The organism is Gilliamella sp. Imp1-1 (genome assembly GCF_001690415.1).
GTDB lineage: Bacteria > Pseudomonadota > Gammaproteobacteria > Enterobacterales > Orbaceae > Gilliamella > Gilliamella bombi.
This window is the reverse complement of record NZ_LZHK01000003.1, coordinates 39,748-57,085: the sequence shown is the minus strand read 5'-3', so window position 1 is coordinate 57,085 and position 17,338 is coordinate 39,748. Positions and strand designations below refer to the sequence as shown.

20 protein-coding genes and 1 pseudogene are annotated in these 17,338 nt (G+C 34.0%); 2 read left to right on the top strand and 19 right to left on the bottom strand.

Going from position 1 to position 17,338, the window contains the following annotated elements; all coding sequences use genetic code 11:
* Positions 1–16: 16 nt before the first annotated feature.
* The 3 genes from suhB to A9G38_RS00435 form a co-directional block, all read right to left on the bottom strand.
* Positions 17–820 (bottom strand): inositol-1-monophosphatase, encoded by an 804-nt coding sequence (gene suhB, locus A9G38_RS00440; protein ID WP_034909524.1) that lies wholly within the window; start codon positions 818–820, stop codon positions 17–19.
* 137 nt (positions 821–957) lie between these two features.
* Complete coding sequence (locus A9G38_RS12115) at positions 958–1,104, bottom strand: hypothetical protein (RefSeq protein ID WP_155266108.1); 147 nt, start codon at positions 1,102–1,104, stop codon at positions 958–960.
* Between the two features lie 106 nt (positions 1,105–1,210).
* Positions 1,211–2,218 carry a hypothetical protein gene (locus A9G38_RS00435; protein ID WP_176713208.1) on the bottom strand — a complete coding sequence of 336 codons (1,008 nt, stop codon included), beginning with the start codon at positions 2,216–2,218 and terminating at the stop codon, positions 1,211–1,213.
* Positions 2,219–2,945: 727 nt separating this feature from the next.
* Between A9G38_RS00435 and A9G38_RS00430 the strand changes: the two genes are divergently transcribed.
* The gene (locus A9G38_RS00430) at positions 2,946–3,281 is read left to right on the top strand and encodes a zinc ribbon domain-containing protein YjdM (RefSeq protein ID WP_034909519.1); all 336 of its coding nucleotides are present in this window, start codon (positions 2,946–2,948) and stop codon (positions 3,279–3,281) included.
* A gap of 237 nt (positions 3,282–3,518) precedes the next feature.
* On the opposite strand, the gene fliR is transcribed toward A9G38_RS00430, so the two are convergent.
* From fliR to fliF, 13 genes and pseudogenes are all read right to left on the bottom strand, one after another.
* Positions 3,519–4,313, bottom strand: coding sequence for a flagellar biosynthetic protein FliR (gene fliR / locus A9G38_RS00425; RefSeq protein WP_051634103.1), 795 nt, complete (start codon positions 4,311–4,313; stop codon positions 3,519–3,521).
* A gap of 5 nt (positions 4,314–4,318) precedes the next feature.
* Positions 4,319–4,588, bottom strand: coding sequence for a flagellar biosynthesis protein FliQ (fliQ, locus tag A9G38_RS00420; protein ID WP_034909516.1), 270 nt, complete (start codon positions 4,586–4,588; stop codon positions 4,319–4,321).
* A gap of 8 nt (positions 4,589–4,596) precedes the next feature.
* The gene (gene fliP, locus A9G38_RS00415) at positions 4,597–5,334 is read right to left on the bottom strand and encodes a flagellar type III secretion system pore protein FliP (RefSeq protein ID WP_034909513.1); all 738 of its coding nucleotides are present in this window, start codon (positions 5,332–5,334) and stop codon (positions 4,597–4,599) included.
* A gap of 6 nt (positions 5,335–5,340) precedes the next feature.
* Entirely contained in the window at positions 5,341–5,778 is a 438-nt protein-coding gene (gene fliO, locus A9G38_RS00410) for a flagellar biosynthetic protein FliO (protein ID WP_034909510.1), read from the bottom strand.
* A pseudogene (gene fliN / locus A9G38_RS00405) lies at positions 5,778–6,080 on the bottom strand (flagellar motor switch protein FliN); the annotation flags it as partial. The gene fliO and the pseudogene fliN, both read right to left, overlap by 1 nt.
* Before the next feature lie 70 nt (positions 6,081–6,150).
* Positions 6,151–7,200 (bottom strand): flagellar motor switch protein FliM, encoded by a 1,050-nt coding sequence (gene fliM / locus A9G38_RS00400; protein WP_065561663.1) that lies wholly within the window; start codon positions 7,198–7,200, stop codon positions 6,151–6,153.
* Between the two features lie 5 nt (positions 7,201–7,205).
* Positions 7,206–7,673: a flagellar basal body-associated FliL family protein gene (locus A9G38_RS00395; protein ID WP_034909500.1), complete on the bottom strand. Its 468-nt coding sequence runs from the start codon at positions 7,671–7,673 to the stop codon at positions 7,206–7,208.
* A gap of 179 nt (positions 7,674–7,852) precedes the next feature.
* Positions 7,853–8,959 (bottom strand): flagellar hook-length control protein FliK, encoded by a 1,107-nt coding sequence (locus A9G38_RS00390; protein WP_034909496.1) that lies wholly within the window; start codon positions 8,957–8,959, stop codon positions 7,853–7,855.
* A complete protein-coding gene (fliJ, locus tag A9G38_RS00385) occupies positions 8,949–9,410 on the bottom strand; it encodes a flagellar export protein FliJ (protein WP_051634102.1) in 462 nt (153 codons plus the stop codon). The genes A9G38_RS00390 and fliJ overlap by 11 nt, the downstream gene beginning before the upstream one ends.
* Positions 9,411–9,422: 12 nt before the next feature.
* Positions 9,423–10,802, bottom strand: a complete 1,380-nt coding sequence (gene fliI, locus A9G38_RS00380) for a flagellar protein export ATPase FliI (protein WP_034909495.1) — start codon at positions 10,800–10,802, stop codon at positions 9,423–9,425.
* Entirely contained in the window at positions 10,798–11,568 is a 771-nt protein-coding gene (locus A9G38_RS00375; RefSeq protein WP_162162636.1) for a flagellar assembly protein FliH, read from the bottom strand. The genes fliI and A9G38_RS00375 overlap by 5 nt, the downstream gene beginning before the upstream one ends.
* Positions 11,561–12,559, bottom strand: coding sequence for a flagellar motor switch protein FliG (fliG, locus tag A9G38_RS00370; protein ID WP_034909489.1), 999 nt, complete (start codon positions 12,557–12,559; stop codon positions 11,561–11,563). Before fliG ends, A9G38_RS00375 begins: the two co-directional genes overlap by 8 nt.
* On the bottom strand, positions 12,556–14,283 hold the full coding sequence (gene fliF / locus A9G38_RS00365) for a flagellar basal-body MS-ring/collar protein FliF (protein ID WP_051634101.1): 1,728 nt from the start codon (positions 14,281–14,283) through the stop codon (positions 12,556–12,558). Before fliF ends, fliG begins: the two co-directional genes overlap by 4 nt.
* A gap of 175 nt (positions 14,284–14,458) precedes the next feature.
* Between fliF and fliE the strand changes: the two genes are divergently transcribed.
* A complete protein-coding gene (gene fliE, locus A9G38_RS00360; protein WP_034909488.1) occupies positions 14,459–14,767 on the top strand; it encodes a flagellar hook-basal body complex protein FliE in 309 nt (102 codons plus the stop codon).
* A gap of 164 nt (positions 14,768–14,931) precedes the next feature.
* Here fliE and A9G38_RS00355 read toward each other — a convergent pair whose 3' ends face one another.
* The 3 genes from A9G38_RS00355 to fliD are packed head-to-tail and all read right to left on the bottom strand — an operon-like array spanning position 14,932 to position 17,115.
* The gene (locus A9G38_RS00355) at positions 14,932–15,279 is read right to left on the bottom strand and encodes a hypothetical protein (RefSeq protein ID WP_034909487.1); all 348 of its coding nucleotides are present in this window, start codon (positions 15,277–15,279) and stop codon (positions 14,932–14,934) included.
* A 12-nt stretch (positions 15,280–15,291) separates the two neighbouring features.
* Positions 15,292–15,672 (bottom strand): flagellar export chaperone FliS, encoded by a 381-nt coding sequence (gene fliS, locus A9G38_RS00350; RefSeq protein WP_034909484.1) that lies wholly within the window; start codon positions 15,670–15,672, stop codon positions 15,292–15,294.
* A gap of 9 nt (positions 15,673–15,681) precedes the next feature.
* Entirely contained in the window at positions 15,682–17,115 is a 1,434-nt protein-coding gene (gene fliD, locus A9G38_RS00345) for a flagellar filament capping protein FliD (RefSeq protein ID WP_051634100.1), read from the bottom strand.
* Between the last annotated feature and the right edge of the window lie 223 nt (positions 17,116–17,338).

The following is a 17,338-nucleotide window of genomic DNA, read 5'->3' as shown; positions in this document are numbered from 1 at the left end:
AATAAAAAAGATAACGTTAGTTACGTAATTTTTCGGGCCACTCGTTTTGAGTAGAAACTAATAAATCCTTAACAATTCTAGGATTACCCGCAACAACATTGCCCGAAACCATATAATTATTGCCACCTGCAAAATCGGTAATAACACCACCTGCTTCACGCAAAATCAACTCACCGCCAGCAATATCCCATGGTTTTAAGCCAATTTCAAAAAAGCCATCTAAACGACCTGCAGCAACATAGGCAAGGTCTAAAGCGGCAGAACCAGTACGACGAAAATCGCCACATCTAACAAATAATTTTTGTAATACGCCAAAATAACTATCGCTATATTGTTTAGCTTTAAACGGAAAAGCCATTGCTAGCACGCTACCGTCTAAATCTTTCGCATTACTCACTCGAATACGATAACCATTAAGTTGGGCGCCTTTACCACGAGCAGCCGTAAACAGCTCATTACTCATTGGATTATAAACAACAGCAATTTCGGTTTTACCTTTAACACGAGCTGCAATAGACACTGCAAAATGAGGGATATTTTTAATAAAATTGGTCGTACCATCAATTGGGTCAATTATCCACTGAGTATCGGCATCATTACCTTTAGCTAAGCCGCTTTCTTCGGCAATGATAGTATGGTCAGGATAAGCTTTTTTGATTGTTTCAATAATCAAAGCTTCAGCCGCACGATCGGCATTAGTGGCAAAATCATTAGCGCCTTTGGTTTCGATTTCGATTGAACTAGGGTTTTCATAAGCCTTGATGGCTACATTACCTGCTTTACGAGCAGCACGAATAGCAATATTCAGCATCGGATGCATAAATTTATTCCAATTGATGATGTTAAAGAACGAATTATATTAGTATGCCATTTGTCATACTAAAAACTGCTATATAGTATAAAGGTTTTGTGGCTTTATTGCCAGTGTGTGTGGAGTGTTTTTCGGTAAAAAAACAGTTAAGAAAACTTTAATAAAATCATCATCTTTTCTGACTGATTTTTAGTGAAAAATAATTTCTTTTTGTTTTGGTGAATAAAATAGATTGGTGCGGTGGTTTCAGCGTCGGTGGCGGTAGGGGCGGCGTAGTTTTGTGGCTTTGCCACAACTGCGCAACCCTAAGGGGTTTGCCCCAAACTTATACTGGGGCTTTATTCTTTTTTATATTGTTCTTTCAGACACCATAACCACCTTCCGCGCCATAAGGATTAATTAACCACCACTTAAGCAAAGACCATAGTTACCGCCGAAGTTATCAATGCGCCCATAGACGTAGCCTTTGCTCGAGCTAACAGCGAGCATCATATTATCACCTGATCGGCTGCCACCTAACCAGTAGCTGTCGCCGATGAAACCCGCATCAGCGTAGCTGCTCATGCTGCCCCACTCCGTGAAAAATCCAGCGCCTATTTGACGTTGGTATTCCCCATGTCCTGACGATGGCTTGGCGCCATCGTTCATTATGATATAATCTCTACCCACTTTTATTTTTATACATGGGAAAAAATGATCTCCTCTTACACCACAATTCGTATTGGTTAAATCACTTACCCCCGGCATGCGATAACCCAAACCTCTACACCATGCGGACTGATCATTATAATATTTAGTTACAACCCGATTGACGAACCACTTCCTCAACACAAATCCATATTTTACTAACTCATAACCATCTTTATCTCTACCCACTAACTCAAACGTCTGCGGTAACCTTGGTACAGTAATTCGGCTAGGTTTAAACCTTTGATTTCTTGCCTCTGGACCTGTTAGCTTAACACGTACTACAACTTGTCCCCTATCTTCATAAGGAATCCAGTAATCATTGGGTACAACATTTATCACGCTTGCAGTAATTCCCTCATGACTGACAGGTGCCCATGTCAATTCTCTTACATCTATTCCTGTAATGAGTAAATCAAAATATAAATTATCCGCACCTGTAGTTGGAAAATTGAGGTTATATGATCCAGGATTGGTTGATTGAACTAAGAAGCCCTTCTTAGGATTCCATATGTTAGCAGGGCCTGCGTGTTTGCCGTCACCCATTTGTAGATTCGGTCTTGCATACTTGATAACTGGCATAACTGGCATAACTGGCTCCGCTGGTAATGGTTCGGATAGTAATATTATTGCATCACTACAATTACCCGCTCGATACTTTTTGCCATTCGCCTGTACATTCCATGACGATGACAATAATAACAGTGCTGATACTAGCAAAGCTGTTTTAGGTGATTTGAGCGATAATTTCGATAATTCGTTGAGAAATAATTTGGAAGATATAAACAAGTTTCGTGTAAAAACTCGTCGAATAAGATTATTTGATAAACTTAAGACATAGGTTTGCCAGTGCTTGTGCCTTGTGCCTTGTGCCTAAAATGATAATGCATTATGGTTCACCTGTCAAGTAATTATTTGTTTTATTTATATTTTTATAATTATTTGCTTATTTAATAAGCTTGTTTCCCTATAGCGTTGAAAGTATAACCATTAAAAAAATGGTTGGCTAGCTTTTTGTTAATTTATTGTAAATAATTGTTCGTGGTGAGGTAAAATAAGATTAGTTGGTCGGTTTTGACTGGTGAAATAAGCGCCTTTTGAAGGTATAAAATCGTTCAGGTAGAGTACTGATTTTATTTGATTTTTTATTAAAGAAGGATTTTTAGGAGATTCTGAAAAAAATCCCCCTAAATCGAGCTTGGTCACTGTCGATATTTTATTTCACCAAAAATATAAAATAACGAGTCTACTACTTAAAATGACATATTTGCTTATTAATATTAAAACTTAATCATTAACCTTTACAAAAACATAATTAATACTTTCTATATTTTTGTATATCACTATTTTAGATCCTAACAATAGCGAATAGACAACATCCATGACTTAATAGCATTTTTTTGCTATAGTAAACACCATTTTATTTAATCTATAAGAGTTATAAGCTATGGAATCTATACCTAATTGCCCTGTTTGCCAATCTGAACACACTTATCATGATGGCAGCTTTTGTGTTTGCCCTGAATGCGCCCACGAATGGGATCCAAACGAAGCTGTGTCTTCTGATGTTGGATTACAGGTAAAAGATAGCAATGGTAATTTACTTGCTGATGGCGACGATATTATTTTGATTAAGGATCTAAAATTGAAAGGATCTTCAACAGTGCTGAAAAAAGGTGCTAAAGCCAAAGGCATTCGTTTAGTCGAAGGTGATCACGAAATCGATTGTAAAATTGACGGTATGAAAATAATGCTTAAAGCCTGTTTTGTAAAAAAAGCTTAGTTAATTATTTTATTAATGCTGATTTTATCAGCATTAATCTGTTTAGTTTTAATTAATATAATCTATCATACAATAAAAATGCTTAGTTAGATCATTATTTTTATTTAAGCATTCATTATCTTTTTTATAGAAATCTATTTTAAATCAATATCATAGAATAGTAACCTCACTCAATATCTACAAAAAGCAAGTCAAGTTGAATAGGTAAATTAAATACGACTGTGTGATCAATTTATATCATTGAGTTAAATACCATAAGATACTAGAAATTCGCTCAAACATTTGTTCAAAAATAAATTCAGTAAATGCGGGTAGTGTTGTAATTAAATAAGTTAGCATGATTAACCCTAAGAATAGGGTCGCTGGATAACCAACCACAAATATAGATAGCTGTGGCGTCATTCTGTTAAGTAGTCCTAATGATATGTTGATGATTAATAGCAATGTCATTAAAGGAAGTGCTAACATGATTGCGTTGATAAATAATAGTTTGCTGACTTCAATTAATGCTAAGTATCCATTCGCTTGTAATGGCATTACTGCAATCGGAATAATATCAAAACTATTTGATATGCCGTATAACAACCATAAATGGCCATCAAGACTGAGAAATATTAATAAAGCAATGATGTTAATTAAGCGCGATAATACTGATGTTGATGGACCGCCAATAGGGTCAAAAAAGGTCGCCATTCCTAGCCCCATTTGCATCCCAATTAATTCTCCTGAAAATCGCACTGTCATAAATGCCAACTGCATGGTAAAACCAATAAGTATTCCAATCATTATTTGTTGTGCAATAATCCATATTCCTATAAATGAGTATATTTTTATATTGTCATCAATATGTGGATGTGGCAGTACAATCGTAGTGAGTAGCGCTAGGCCAATTTTAACTCGATTAGGCGTTTCCTTTTCGCCAAAAATGGGCGCTACCATGATCAACGCTAAGATACGAACAAAAGGGAAAAAATAGTCCCTAATCCAAGAAAAGAAATCGATATTAAATAAATTGTTGATATCAAATTCCATTACATTTAACGGGTTAAGTTAGGAATATCTGTAATAACGGTTTGGATATAGTCGATCATGGTTGATAGCATTGATGGACCCAATATTATTAAAACCACAATGACCACTATGATCTTGGGAATAAATGATAATGTCATTTCGTTAATTTGCGTCGCAGCTTGTAATAAGCTAATGATTAACCCTGTTACTAATGCGGCTAATAATAACGGTCCAGCTAATGATGCCGCAACTTTTATCGCTTGTATGGCTAACGTGCTGATATATTCAGATGACATAGTGCGACTCAACTAAAAAAGCTTTGTGCTAATGATCCAAGTAATAAATGCCAACCATCAGCCAAGACAAATAACATTAATTTGAATGGTAATGATACTGTCGCTGGTGGCACCATCATCATTCCTAATGCCATAAGCGTGCTTGCTACCACTAGATCAATTACTAAGAATGGAATAAAAATTGTAAAACCAATTTGAAACGCTGTTTTTAATTCACTCACCACAAAAGCAGGAACTAATACTTTTAGGGGAACGTCTTCACGTGTTTGAATGTCGTTTTGATGAGACATGTTAACAAATAACGCTAGGTCATTTTCTCGCGTGTGGGTAAGCATAAATTCTTGTAATGGTTTAGTTGCTTTTGTTAATCCTTCTTGCATGGTGATTTGATTTTGTGAATATGGCACATACGCTTCTTGATAAATTTTATCAATGACTGGCGACATAATAAAAAATGTCATAAAAAGCGAAATTCCCAAAATAACTTGATTCGGCGGTGCTGATTGCGTACCTAGGGCATTACGTAACAGACCTAACACAATGATAATTCTTGTAAAACTGGTCATCAATAATAATATTGCTGGTATAAAAGTGAGCAATGTTAAAAAGACTAATGTTTCAACTGGTAACGACCAATTTTGCCCACCTGTTAGGGACTGATTTATGTTAGTTAAAGCTGAAGTTTCAGCATGGCTAGATAAGCTAAATAGCAATAAACTTAGCAAAATAGTTAAATTTAATCGCACTTGTTGTTACTCCTTTTTCACTTTTAAAGCGGATTGTAATATCTGTTGAAATGAGTTAATTTTCGTAAGATTTTTATCTGCTCCATTTTGCGAAAGTAACACTTTGGTTCTTTCTTCATTGATGGTATGTAACAATGTCATTTGTTGAGGAGTAACACCTACCACTAATAATTGGTTATCAACGTGAATAACCATAATACGTTCTTTAGGATTAATGTTATATGTGGCTTTGACGGCAATCCATTGTTCGGTCGTTTTTTTCCAACCCATTCGTTTTGCGAGCCATCCTAGCAATAAAATAAAACCGATGATCACAATAAGCGTTAATCCCATTGACGATCCAATTTCGGTATAAATATTTAAATCAGAAGACGATGGCGATAAGGTATTAGTATTGGTTGCACCAACCGTAGGTTGAATCAAATTAGGTTGCTTTATTGTCATTAACGGCTTAATCTTCTTACACGCTCTGATGGAGTAATAATATCGGTGATACGTACACCATAGTTATCGCCAACTACCACAATTTCGCCTTGAGCTATTAAATAACCGTTAATTAATATATCTAATGGTTCTCCTGCAAGCCCATCCAATGCAATTACCGAACCTTGGGTTAGATTTAATAGATCTTTAATAGCTATTTTTGTTCGACCAAGTTCAACGCTTAAATAAACAGGTATATCTAATATAAGATTAATATCTTGCTTTTTATCTTCTGTTTGTTGCGGAGATAATGTTTCAAAAATAGCCTCTTTAGTGATAAGTTCATCATTCATTACTTTTTCTTCTTGGTCTTCGTCGTTATTTGGTATAATGTCAGTCATTGAACACTCCCTCATTCAGTTGTTCTATCACAGGATTAATGACCTGTTCTACTTGAATTGCATACTGTTTATTTACTTTACCGTAATGGCCTTTTAATACTGGTACACCGCCAACTGTTACATCTATATTTGTTGGTTTTTCAATTGTTAAAATATCATCAACTTTTAACGCCAACAGTTTTTCAACAGTTGTATGAATATGGGTAAAATTGGCAACTAATTCGACAGATGATTGTTTAATTCCAGTGGTTAATGAACTCATCCAGATATTATCATCTTGATAAGTCTGTTCTTCGATAGGCGGCTTTATTAGCAACTCTTTGATTGGTTCAACCATAGAATAAGGGATACAAATGCAAAATGTTGCTTTGCTATGACCCACTTCGACTTTGAAGTTTGTTGTTAGCACGACATCATCAGGTGAACTGGTAATGTTGGTAAATTTGCTTTGCATTTCAGAGCGAATATATTCGGTTTCAATTGGGTATACATCAGCCCATGCATTTTGATAAATAACTAATGCTAATTCTAATACTCGTTTTATGATTTGCTGTTCGGTGTGGGTAAATTCTCGTCCTTGTGTTTTTATTTTAGTTGTATGCCCGTCTCCTCCAAATAATGAATCAACGATAATAAAGACTAATTCAGGTGAAAATGAAAATAAGCTTGAACCTCTTAATGGGTTAAGATGAACTAAATTTAAATGGTTTTCCAATGAAATATCAGAAAATTCCTCAAATGTTTGTGGTTCAATAGGCGATGCAACTACATCAGCATTGCGACGCAATCTATTAAATAGCCCAATTCTAAACTGACGAGCAAAACGTTCATTAATGATTTCTAATGCGGTTAATCGTTCAGGAATAAAGCGATGTTTTACCGATAAATCATAAGGTTTAACATTAACCTTTTTACCAGAAGGTAACGAAAAAGAAGAAGCATCAATACTGCTATCGTCAACATCGTTAACAAAACTATCAGATAGTTGTACAGCATCACTATTTTCATTTAAATCCGTTATGGGCTCTATCTTATTGGGCATAGCAATCACCGTATAATAAAATCAGTAAATAGAACTTCATCAACTTTTACCCAATGTTTTGCATCATATTGTCTTGATAAGGTATTTTTTATCTGTTCTTGTAAATCAACTTTTCCCGATTCTTGCTTTAGTTTGTTGACATACTGTTTTGAAGTTAAAAGTAGCACGTCACTTCTTACTTCTGGTAAATAATCTAATAACACCGTTCTTTGATCTTCATCAGCGATACGCAAAACTATTCCAATATAAATGATTTTATTAATTTCAATATTATCTTCTGAGACAGGTAATGAAATAGTAAACGGTTTTAATGTTAAAAATACCGGTGACGTAACTTCGGGGTCTTCTTGTGCTTTAGTTGTACTTTGTGAGTGATTTTGAAACCACAAATAGGCCGCAACACTTATCGCTAACAACGTAATAAGAATAAGAATCAGATTTAAAACACTTACTTTTTTTTTCGTGGTAGGCATATTTATTCTTGTCTCTATAAATTTAAAAAGATTTATAACCCATTAATTAGGTATAGTTACAAGAATAATAAATCATATTTTTTAAATTGATTTGAAGAATAGGCAACAAAACATTACCTATTTAAACGTTTCAATTGATTTAAAACATAAAATTGCTCAAAAAATAATAATCTTATTAGTTAAGCAAATATACTAAGTCTAGATTTAATTGATCGACTTTCAACTAGAGATTGCTCAATACTATCGTCTATTACATCAAGTGATACGACTTTCTGGGTTTGATTGCTTTTTGTTTGTTGCGGTGTATCAGATTGTTTTGAATCATTCATCATTGAAAAATCACCGATATTTGTTTGCTCTAGTGTAATACCTTGATCTTCTAATGATGTTCTTAAAAAAGGTAAAGCCGATTCTAACATACCTTTAACAGCACTATGTGCAGCCATCATATGAAGATTCATTTTATCATCATTCATTGCAAGCTTAATGTACATTGAGCCTAACTCTTGTGGATGTAATTTTATTTCGGCAGTTTGAATACCTTGACGATTAAGCATAATAATTTGTTCAGTTAATGAAGTTTGCCACTGCATAATATTTTGTGTAGGTAAATTTATTGTCGCTGATCTTGCGCTAATACTAGTTTGTGATAATAGCTGGTTTTGTCCATTGGTATTGGCTAACAAAAATGGCTCTTGATTAGTAGCCATTTGTCCTTCATCATCGTAATTATTTATTAATTGGACTTGATTTATCACTACTTTCTGCATAAATTCACTAGCTTTATGCGATTCATTTTTTGAGTTAGCAAAATTATTAATATTATCTTTAATATTTGTCGTTCCTTTATCCACAGGTTTAGTTTTTATTTCTGTTTGTGATGTTACTTTATTAATTAAATCTTCACTGTCATAAATAGAAGTAAGTAAATGCGTTGCTTGCTCATCGATTACCACTTCTGATGATGATCCATCGAATAAATTAACATTTAATGTTTCAGTATTTTGATCTATTTTTATATCACTATCTTGTGCTATTGGTGTTTGTATATTAAAGGGATAAATTTCCGTAATTAATATTTCAACATTATGATCATTATCTTCTTGCGCATCATCGATACCTTTTAATTTGGCATTAACTGTTTTTTTATTATGTTCGGTTTGATTTTCACTTTGTTGTAATAATTGTTGAAAGCAATCATTACCATTATTCGTTAAATTGGTTTCAACAAGATCTGATTGATGAGAAACAGTAGGGTTCAATCCATTGATAAGATTAACATTCATTTAATACTCTCCTTGCTAATTGTAACTGCGCAAATTCATCTGTCAGTTTTTGCTGTAACCGATTTTGTCGTTGCAAATATTGGTTATACTGCTTATTTAATAGTGTGGTATATGTGTTTAAGCTTTTTTGTGATTGATTAAGCTGATTTGTAATTTGCTTTTGTTTAATATCTAACGATAACAATAGTTTTTTTTGTTGCTCAATACCTTGTTCAATTGAAGCAATAAACGATTTAAAATTGTTTAACTCGCTACCTTTAATACCTTCAAATAAGGCATTATTTAATTTTTGTTGATATTCAACATAATAATTATTTAAAACATTTAGCTGTGATTGTGCATTTTGATGATTTTCATTTGCTTTTTTTAGTTTTATCAAGTTATCGTCTACCGACTTTTGCGCCAATTTTTTTAATGTTGAAAATGCAAGTTGCGAAGGATTTTTATTCATTATGATATTTCCCTAACGAGCTAATTGTGGCTCAACAATGGCCGCTAATTGTTGATAAGCGTCTTGATAACAGCAATGTTCATTAATACCTTGTTGTAAAAATTTTTGCATAGCAGGATATAGCGTTATTGCTCTGTCTAATAATGGATCTGTGCCAGATACATAAGCACCAACATTAATCAAATCACGGTTTCGTTGAAAACTTGAAAATAATTGTTTAAATAATCTAGATTTTTTTTCATCTTCAGGAGCAGTAAGATCTGTCATTACGCGACTGATTGAAGCCTCAATATCAATAGCTGGATAATGTCCTGATTCAGCAAGAGATCGAGATAAAACAATGTGTCCATCTAAAATTGCTCGAGCCGAATCTGCAATCGGATCTTGTTGATCATCACCTTCGGTTAATACCGTATAAAATGCAGTAATTGAGCCTTTCCCTTCTTCATCATTGCCAGCTCTTTCAACTAATGCGGGTAACTTTGCAAAGACTGATGGAGGATAACCTTTAGTTGCTGGGGGTTCACCAATTGCTAAAGCAATTTCTCGTTGTGCCATAGCATAACGAGTTAAAGAGTCCATAATCAATAAAACGTTAAAGCCTTTATCACGAAAGTTTTCAGCAATTTTTGTTGCATATGCCGCTCCTTGTAAGCGTAATAATGGCGAAACATCCGCTGGTGCTGCTATAACAACCGCTCGAGCCAATCCTTCTTCGCCTAAAATATTTTCGATAAAGTCTTTAACTTCTCGACCTCGTTCACCAATCAAACCGACAACAATAATATCCGCTTGCGTATAACGAGCCATCATGCCTAGTAAGACACTTTTACCAACCCCTGATCCAGCAAATAAGCCCATTCGTTGCCCTTTGCCAACGGTTAGCAAGGCATTTATAGCTCTGACACCAACATCAAGAACCTGATGAACAGGAGTCCGTTGTAGTGGATTAAGGGATTTATTGGCTAATCCAGCATACTCAATATGCTCAGGTAATGGTTTGTCATCTAAGGGGTTTCCCATAGCATCAACCACTCGACCTAATAATCCCATTCCCATAGGTAATACTTTATGGTTAAAATGTGTTAGATCATATTGCTTAGTATAGACTCGAGCCCCTAATAAAATACCGTCAGTTGATTCAAATGGCATTAAATAAAGTGTTTTATCACTAAATCCAACTACCTCACACTCAACAGGCTCAATTCGACCGTCGGTTTGTCGTTCAACCAAGCAGTTAGACCCCAAAGGTAACTTTAGTCCAATAGCTTCTAGCACAAGTCCCGATGCTTTAATCAATCTTCCATATTGGCGGATTAGTGATAGTGATTCAAGTTGTTGTGTAGCTTGGTCAATTTTATTTAGCCATTGTGCAGAATATCTCACGTTAATGATTGTCCTCTTTTAAGCTATCAGACATTATTTGCCAGTGTTGATCGATATTTGCATCAATTTCATTAGTTTCGGTAAATATCTTGCATCCACCCTGTTCTACGTTAGAATCGGCAATAAGTTGCCAATGATGTTGACTGATTTCATCATTCAGCATGGGTTCTAACCACAGTAAATCAGCTGGATTAAGATGCAATGCAATAGGTTCAGACAAGACTGAACACTGTTCAACTAATGTTTTTATGGTATATATAAGCTGTTTTTGCTTAGCTTTTGGTATCGTGCCTACTGTTTTTTGCGCAGCAATCAATGCTAAATCAAGCAGTTTAGGAACAATTAATTCATCGATCTCGTTAATCGAATTTTGAAAATTAGCTATTAAATTAGCTATAGCTTGAACGGCATTTAATTTTTCTTCATTAAGTTGTTGTTCAATGAACTGGCGCCCTTCTTGCTCGCCAATTTGATATCCTTCATCATAACCAGTTTGCTTACCTGCATTGAAACCTTCTTGTTGACCTAAATTAAAACCGTCCTGATAAGCCTGTTTTTTTACCTCTTCTTTTAATTGCTCTAACTGTTGTGCCTGATTTAACTCTGGTTCAATTACAACATTATCTATCTCGGTAGCAGTTAGTTCTGTTTCAGGATCATCAGTTCCAACGTTTATAGCAACTTCATTTTTACTTAATTTCGGTAATTCGGGTAAAGAGAAATCTTGAAAACTTAATGGTTCCCAATTTAATCTATCTGGCCGATTACACATATTCATCATCACCGCTACTTAGGATCACTTCACCACTTTCTGCTAATCGACGAGCAATAGCCAGTATTTTTTTCTGTTCAGTTTCAACTTGAGATAAACGTACAGGAGGTCTATTTTCTAAATCTTCACGTAAGATAGATGCCGCTCGCTGTGACATGTTACTCAATAGTTTTTCTCGTAATTCAACCGATGCACCTTTCAATGCAATTATTAATATTTCATTATCGACTTCTTTAAGTAAGCGTTGAATACTTCTATCATCCACTTCAACAAGATTTTCAAATAAGAACATTTCATCAATAATTTTTTGGGTTAACTCGCCATCATAATCACGCAATGCATTAATAACTTGCTCTTCTTGCTGCGTTTTCATTAAGTTAATAATTTCTGCCGCAGTACGTATACCACCAAGATTATTAAGTTTGATATTTTGACCATGTAGTAAAGTCGATAATGAAGTTGAGAGTAATTGAAGTGCAGAAGGCTCTACTCCTCCAAAAGTTGCAATACGTAACATGACATCGTTTCGTAATTCATCATCAAATAGATTTAGAATTTCTGCCGCTAAATCACGATTTAGATGAACTAAAATAGTTGCAATAATTTGTGGATGTTCTTTTTTGACCAAATCAACTGCTCTTGTAGCATCGACATAGTTAAGCATTTCAAGACCATCGGTTGCTTCTTCTTTTCCTGTATCTAATAATTCATCCAGTAAACGTTCGGCTTTTTCACTACCAAGAGATCGACCCAATATTGTACGTAAGTAACCATCTGGATCGGTATTTAAAACAGCGCATTCTTCAAGAGCAACTTGGCACTCGTTAAGTATACCTTTCAACTGTTCTTGAGAAAATTGAGGTAATGACATCATCGCACTACTAATTTGTTGCACTTCTTTATGGTTAAGATGTTGCATAACTTGTGCCGCTAACCCTTCACCTAACACCATTAAAATCACAGCTACTTTTTGAGATTCACTTAATATCATTGCTCAGTGTCCTCCTTATTTATCCAATTACGAATAATTAGTGCCATTACACGCGGTTCTTTTTCAACAATTTTCCGTATATGCTGTTGTTGTTGCGTATTATCTTCAAATATTTTTTGCTGTTGTTTACTGTGAGCTTTATAATCTAATGTATCGTCTACGGTAGATTGAGAAACTAATGATTCTCCATTATCAATAAGGAATTTACGTTGTAATTTTATCCATACCGAACGTAAAACCTTACGCCACGCAAACCATAAAATAATAATATAAATTAGATATTTAATTACTGTTTTAGCAGAATCATAAAATTCAGAAGTTTTCCAAAATGCCATATTATCGTTGTCATCAAGTGTTTGATCGGTAAATTTCAAATTTGCAACAGTCAAGCTATCACCACGTAAATCAGAAAAACCCATTGCCTGACGGGCTAATGCTTCAATATTTTTCAGTTCATCACTATCTAGCTTTACCCATTGCTCAGTTATGGAAGATGACTTGTTTTTGTCATTGTCATTATCACTGTCAACATCCTCAGATTTAACATTATCTGGCTCGGTTGTAACAAATTTATAATTCACCAAAACAGCAACCGATAAACGTTTAATACGACCTTCAGGTATTTGACTGTGTATAACCTTTCTATTTACTTCAAAATTAACGGTATTATTTGATTGCAAGCTGTAATTTCCTTGCTTATCGTGTTTTTCAGTCGATTCTTGTTCATCGATTGGCGCGCTAGATGCAGGTACAGGTTGATTAGACAAAGCTCCTGGCACACCACCTACACCATAGCCTTTAGCTGATTGACGATTTTCTACTTGTTGCTTACTGCGAATAGTTTGATTAGCAATATCACTATTAGGATCATAAGTTTCTGATGTTGATTCTTGTCGACTGAAATCAATATCAGCATTCACTTGTACCTTGACATTATTTTTACCCAAAATTGGCGTGATAATTTTTTCTACTCGTTCACGAATATTATTTTCAATTCGCTCACCAAATTCGAGTTGAGCAACATTTGTGTTTCTATCACGATAACCTTCACCAGTTAACAGGTGACCATGCTGATCGATAATGGTCACTTTATCTGCTTGTAATTCTGGCACACTACTGGAAATTAAATGGATAATGGCATCGATTTGACCTTGTGATAACGATCGCCCAGGAAATAACGTTAACGCCACCGATGCAGAAGGAGATTTCCTTTCCCTGACAAATAAAGAAGGTTTAGGCATCGCTAAATGCACTCTAGCATCATCAATACTACTGATGATGGATATTGTTCGGGATAATTCGCCTTCTAAAGCTCGTTGATAATTTATTTGTTCATTGAATTGGCTCATACCAAAACTTTCTTTGTCGAGCAATTCAAAACCTACCGCCCCACCTTTTGGTAAACCCTGCTGAGCAATACGTAATCGGGTATCGTAAACTTTATCTTGTGGAATTAAGATTGTGGAACCAGAAGACGAAAATTGATAAGGAATATTCATCTTATCAAGTTGGCTAATAATTTCACCACCATCTTTATCATTTAAATTACTGAATAAAACTGCATAAGACTCATCTTTAGCCCATAAATAAATAAAACTAATAATGGCTATTATAATTACAGCTGCAATTAACAATGCCATTTTGGTGTTTTGTTTTAGTTGATTTATAAAAGGCAACTTATTTAATATTGATTCACCTTTATTATTGACTGTTTGACTAGCCATTGGCACCCTGACTCTAAACTATTTAGATTAACTCTGTTCGTTATTATCCATGTATTTAAAAAATTCAATGGCAAGAAAAGCGTGCACTTTTTCCCTTACTTAGACCCTTTGTTTTTTAGTTTTTATGATAAATTTAGCGACACATTAACAAAAAACAGAAAAATAAACACAATAAATGAATACAATCAACATATTAGATTCATTTAAACTTGATGATTTAAATGAATCAACGTCAATTTCCTCAAAAACGAATTTTGCAGATAAAAACTTTGTTTCAGAATTAAAAACCGCTTTAGATAACATCAGTCAACTACAAATACAAACAAATAATGAAGCTAAAGCTTTTGAAATGGGAGATGCAAATATTTCATTGAATGAGGTCATGGTTAATATGCAAAAATCATCGGTTTCATTGCAGTTTGGTATTCAAGTACGCAATAAACTGGTTGCTGCTTATCAAGAAATTATGAATATGAATGTTTAATTCATAGCCTCTATTAGATAATAAATAAAAAGAGATATTTTTTGTGCGGTTGTTTTATGTATGATTATTTATTCTGGCATAAAATAATATATTTAATCAACACAGTAACAGATTTTCATGGCCTTATTATGAAAAATAAGGCCCGAACCAAACGCTTCTAAAATTTATACTAAACTCGCAATTTTTTGGTAGTTTCCTACTTTGTTATGATAATCAACATGTTTACCTATTAAACCTCTAAGCTGAGAATGACGAGTAATCATTAATTGGGTTAACTGCTGTTGATAGCTAAGTATATTTTTGATATACATTAGAATCATGTCTTGATGTTGCAATGGCATGTTTTCAATTTTCGAAAAATCATCAACCAACATAATACCTTTCGATAATTGAAGGTATTTCGCCTGCCAACTCAACAATAAATCCCAGTTTTCATTCTGTGCATTAATTAACATTTGTTCAACAACATAGTTGAATTGTTCGTATTGTTCTAATAAATTATTTCCTTGCATAATCATCCTTTTTTACTTAGCAATCTCACGCCACGACTCAGCAATATTGTTAAGTAAATCGAAACAAGTCTGTAATTTTTCTTGATCATTATGCAAATTAGCCAATAACAATTGTTGGCTAATATAGTGATATAAACGATCTAAATTTTCAGCAATTTCACCGCCTTTTTCTAAATCTAGACAGCTTTTAAGACCATTATCAACAATATTAATCGCTTTAGAAATTGCGTTACCTTTACCAACAATATTACCTTTTTGAATATATAAGCTAGCCAATTTAATTGCATTAAGTGCTCCATCAAATAATAAAACAATCAATTGATGGGGGGATGCTTGGCTAATACGCGTTTCTAAATTCACTTGCTCGTAAGCATGAGAGCCCATTTTATACATTACTATTCTCTATTTTTTTAAATTTGCCATCATATCAAATTGAGTTGTTAAATAATTACTCATGCTATCTAACTCGTTAATTAAAATATCTAATTTGGTAAATTGCACCCGATAACGCTCAATAGTTTGTTCAATAGAATTGCTCACTTGTTCATGGCGTTTATCTAATGACTTTAATGTTGCATTCAAACCATTAGTTGCTGAATCAATCATACCATCACTATCAATAAACCCACTGACTTTAGCAAAAACTTCATTTGCAATTCCTGTGTTTTTACCGTCACCAGTAAACAGTGTTGCGACTGCATCACTGTTTTCACTTAATGCTTTTTTTAAAGCATTTTCATTAATAGTTAACGTACCATTCTTGTCCATATTAATACCTATTTGGGCTAATACCGAAAACTCGCCGGATTGTCCTTTAGAAAATATCGAACGAATGCTTTGATCTATATTACGCAATGTTGCATCCCCAACAAGCGGACCATTACTGCTATTTAATTCCTTGGAATTTTTTTCTTCAGTGGTGAACTGGGTTAATGTTGATATTGTGGATTGTAACTGATTAAATGCCTCTACCCATTCTTTAATTGCTTCTTCGGCTTTTTCATCATCTGCGGTTATTACCAAATTTTGACTTGTTGTTGTAGTTGCTTTTAATGTAATATCAACACCGGCAACGACCTCTTTGACAGTATTAGAACTACTTGTTATGGCAATACCATTAAACGAAAATTTAGCATCTTGCGCTTTTGAAACTTCAGTCATATGGCTATTGTTTGGTTGATTAATATCAAACCCAATAATATCGTTTAACTTCTCATCATCAGATGAGATAGAAGTAATGCTTTGTTGCTCACCTGTTTCTTTCGATGTGATAACTAATTGATAACCATCTGATCCAGAACGAATAATGGCAGCATTTATTGTTGAAGAGCTGGTTGTTCCATCTTCATTAGTAACTTTGGCATTATTAATGGCATTTGCTATTGATTCTAAAGATACCTCATCCTGAGATAAGGTTATATCAAGTTTTTGACCATTCGTTTGTTCAATAATAATAGTTCGCGTTTGGTTATCATTACCTAACTTAGCATTTTTATCATTGATCGTCGATGTAGCAATACCATGAGATGTCGCTAATTGATCAACTGTAACTGTATAATTACCTAATGCTGCTTTACTATTTGCTTTTACCGAAAAATAATTGTCATTTCCTGTTGCTATTCGGCTTTGAAAAAGCTCTTTTTTTTGAAGTTTTTCCGTTGCAGTATTAAATGTTGTTAATGCACTTTTTAATTTACCAAAACCACTAATTTTCGCATTAATTGCTTTTTGTTGAGTTGTAATTGGGGTTAAACGTGTTTTTTCGGCCACTTCTAGTTGATCTAAAATACCATTAAGATCGATTCCAGAACCAATACCTAGTGCGCTCATTGCCATGATTTAATCTACCTATAACAATTATTCAATATTGTTTATATCGGCTGACAATCAAAAAAATTTAGTCTTCCTTTAAATATTTATCTAATAAATTGATGGCAATCTATTTTTTGAATAAAAAATCATCGGGAAATTATTTCCAAATAAATAATACTATGATTTATTTAATAATATCAGTTTTAATTTGCAACCAAACTGCTACCATAAAAAAATAATCATCAAA

Coding starts and splice junctions, on each gene's coding strand:
- A9G38_RS00355 (WP_034909487.1), bottom strand. CDS start 15,279: ATGCAAGGAAATAATTTATTAGAACAATACGAACAATTCAACTATGTT.
- fliQ (WP_034909516.1), bottom strand. CDS start 4,588: ATGTCATCTGAATATATCAGCACGTTAGCCATACAAGCGATAAAAGTT.
- suhB (WP_034909524.1), bottom strand. CDS start 820: ATGCATCCGATGCTGAATATTGCTATTCGTGCTGCTCGTAAAGCAGGT.
- fliJ (WP_051634102.1), bottom strand. CDS start 9,410: ATGAATAAAAATCCTTCGCAACTTGCATTTTCAACATTAAAAAAATTG.
- A9G38_RS00375 (WP_162162636.1), bottom strand. CDS start 11,568: ATGTGTAATCGGCCAGATAGATTAAATTGGGAACCATTAAGTTTTCAA.
- fliM (WP_065561663.1), bottom strand. CDS start 7,200: ATGCCCAATAAGATAGAGCCCATAACGGATTTAAATGAAAATAGTGAT.
- A9G38_RS00390 (WP_034909496.1), bottom strand. CDS start 8,959: ATGAATGTTAATCTTATCAATGGATTGAACCCTACTGTTTCTCATCAA.
- fliG (WP_034909489.1), bottom strand. CDS start 12,559: ATGATATTAAGTGAATCTCAAAAAGTAGCTGTGATTTTAATGGTGTTA.
- fliS (WP_034909484.1), bottom strand. CDS start 15,672: ATGTATAAAATGGGCTCTCATGCTTACGAGCAAGTGAATTTAGAAACG.
- fliD (WP_051634100.1), bottom strand. CDS start 17,115: ATGGCAATGAGCGCACTAGGTATTGGTTCTGGAATCGATCTTAATGGT.
- fliO (WP_034909510.1), bottom strand. CDS start 5,778: ATGACAATAAAGCAACCTAATTTGATTCAACCTACGGTTGGTGCAACC.
- fliF (WP_051634101.1), bottom strand. CDS start 14,283: ATGGCTAGTCAAACAGTCAATAATAAAGGTGAATCAATATTAAATAAG.
- A9G38_RS00430 (WP_034909519.1), top strand. CDS start 2,946: ATGGAATCTATACCTAATTGCCCTGTTTGCCAATCTGAACACACTTAT.
- fliE (WP_034909488.1), top strand. CDS start 14,459: ATGAATACAATCAACATATTAGATTCATTTAAACTTGATGATTTAAAT.
- fliR (WP_051634103.1), bottom strand. CDS start 4,313: ATGGAATTTGATATCAACAATTTATTTAATATCGATTTCTTTTCTTGG.
- A9G38_RS00395 (WP_034909500.1), bottom strand. CDS start 7,673: ATGCCTACCACGAAAAAAAAAGTAAGTGTTTTAAATCTGATTCTTATT.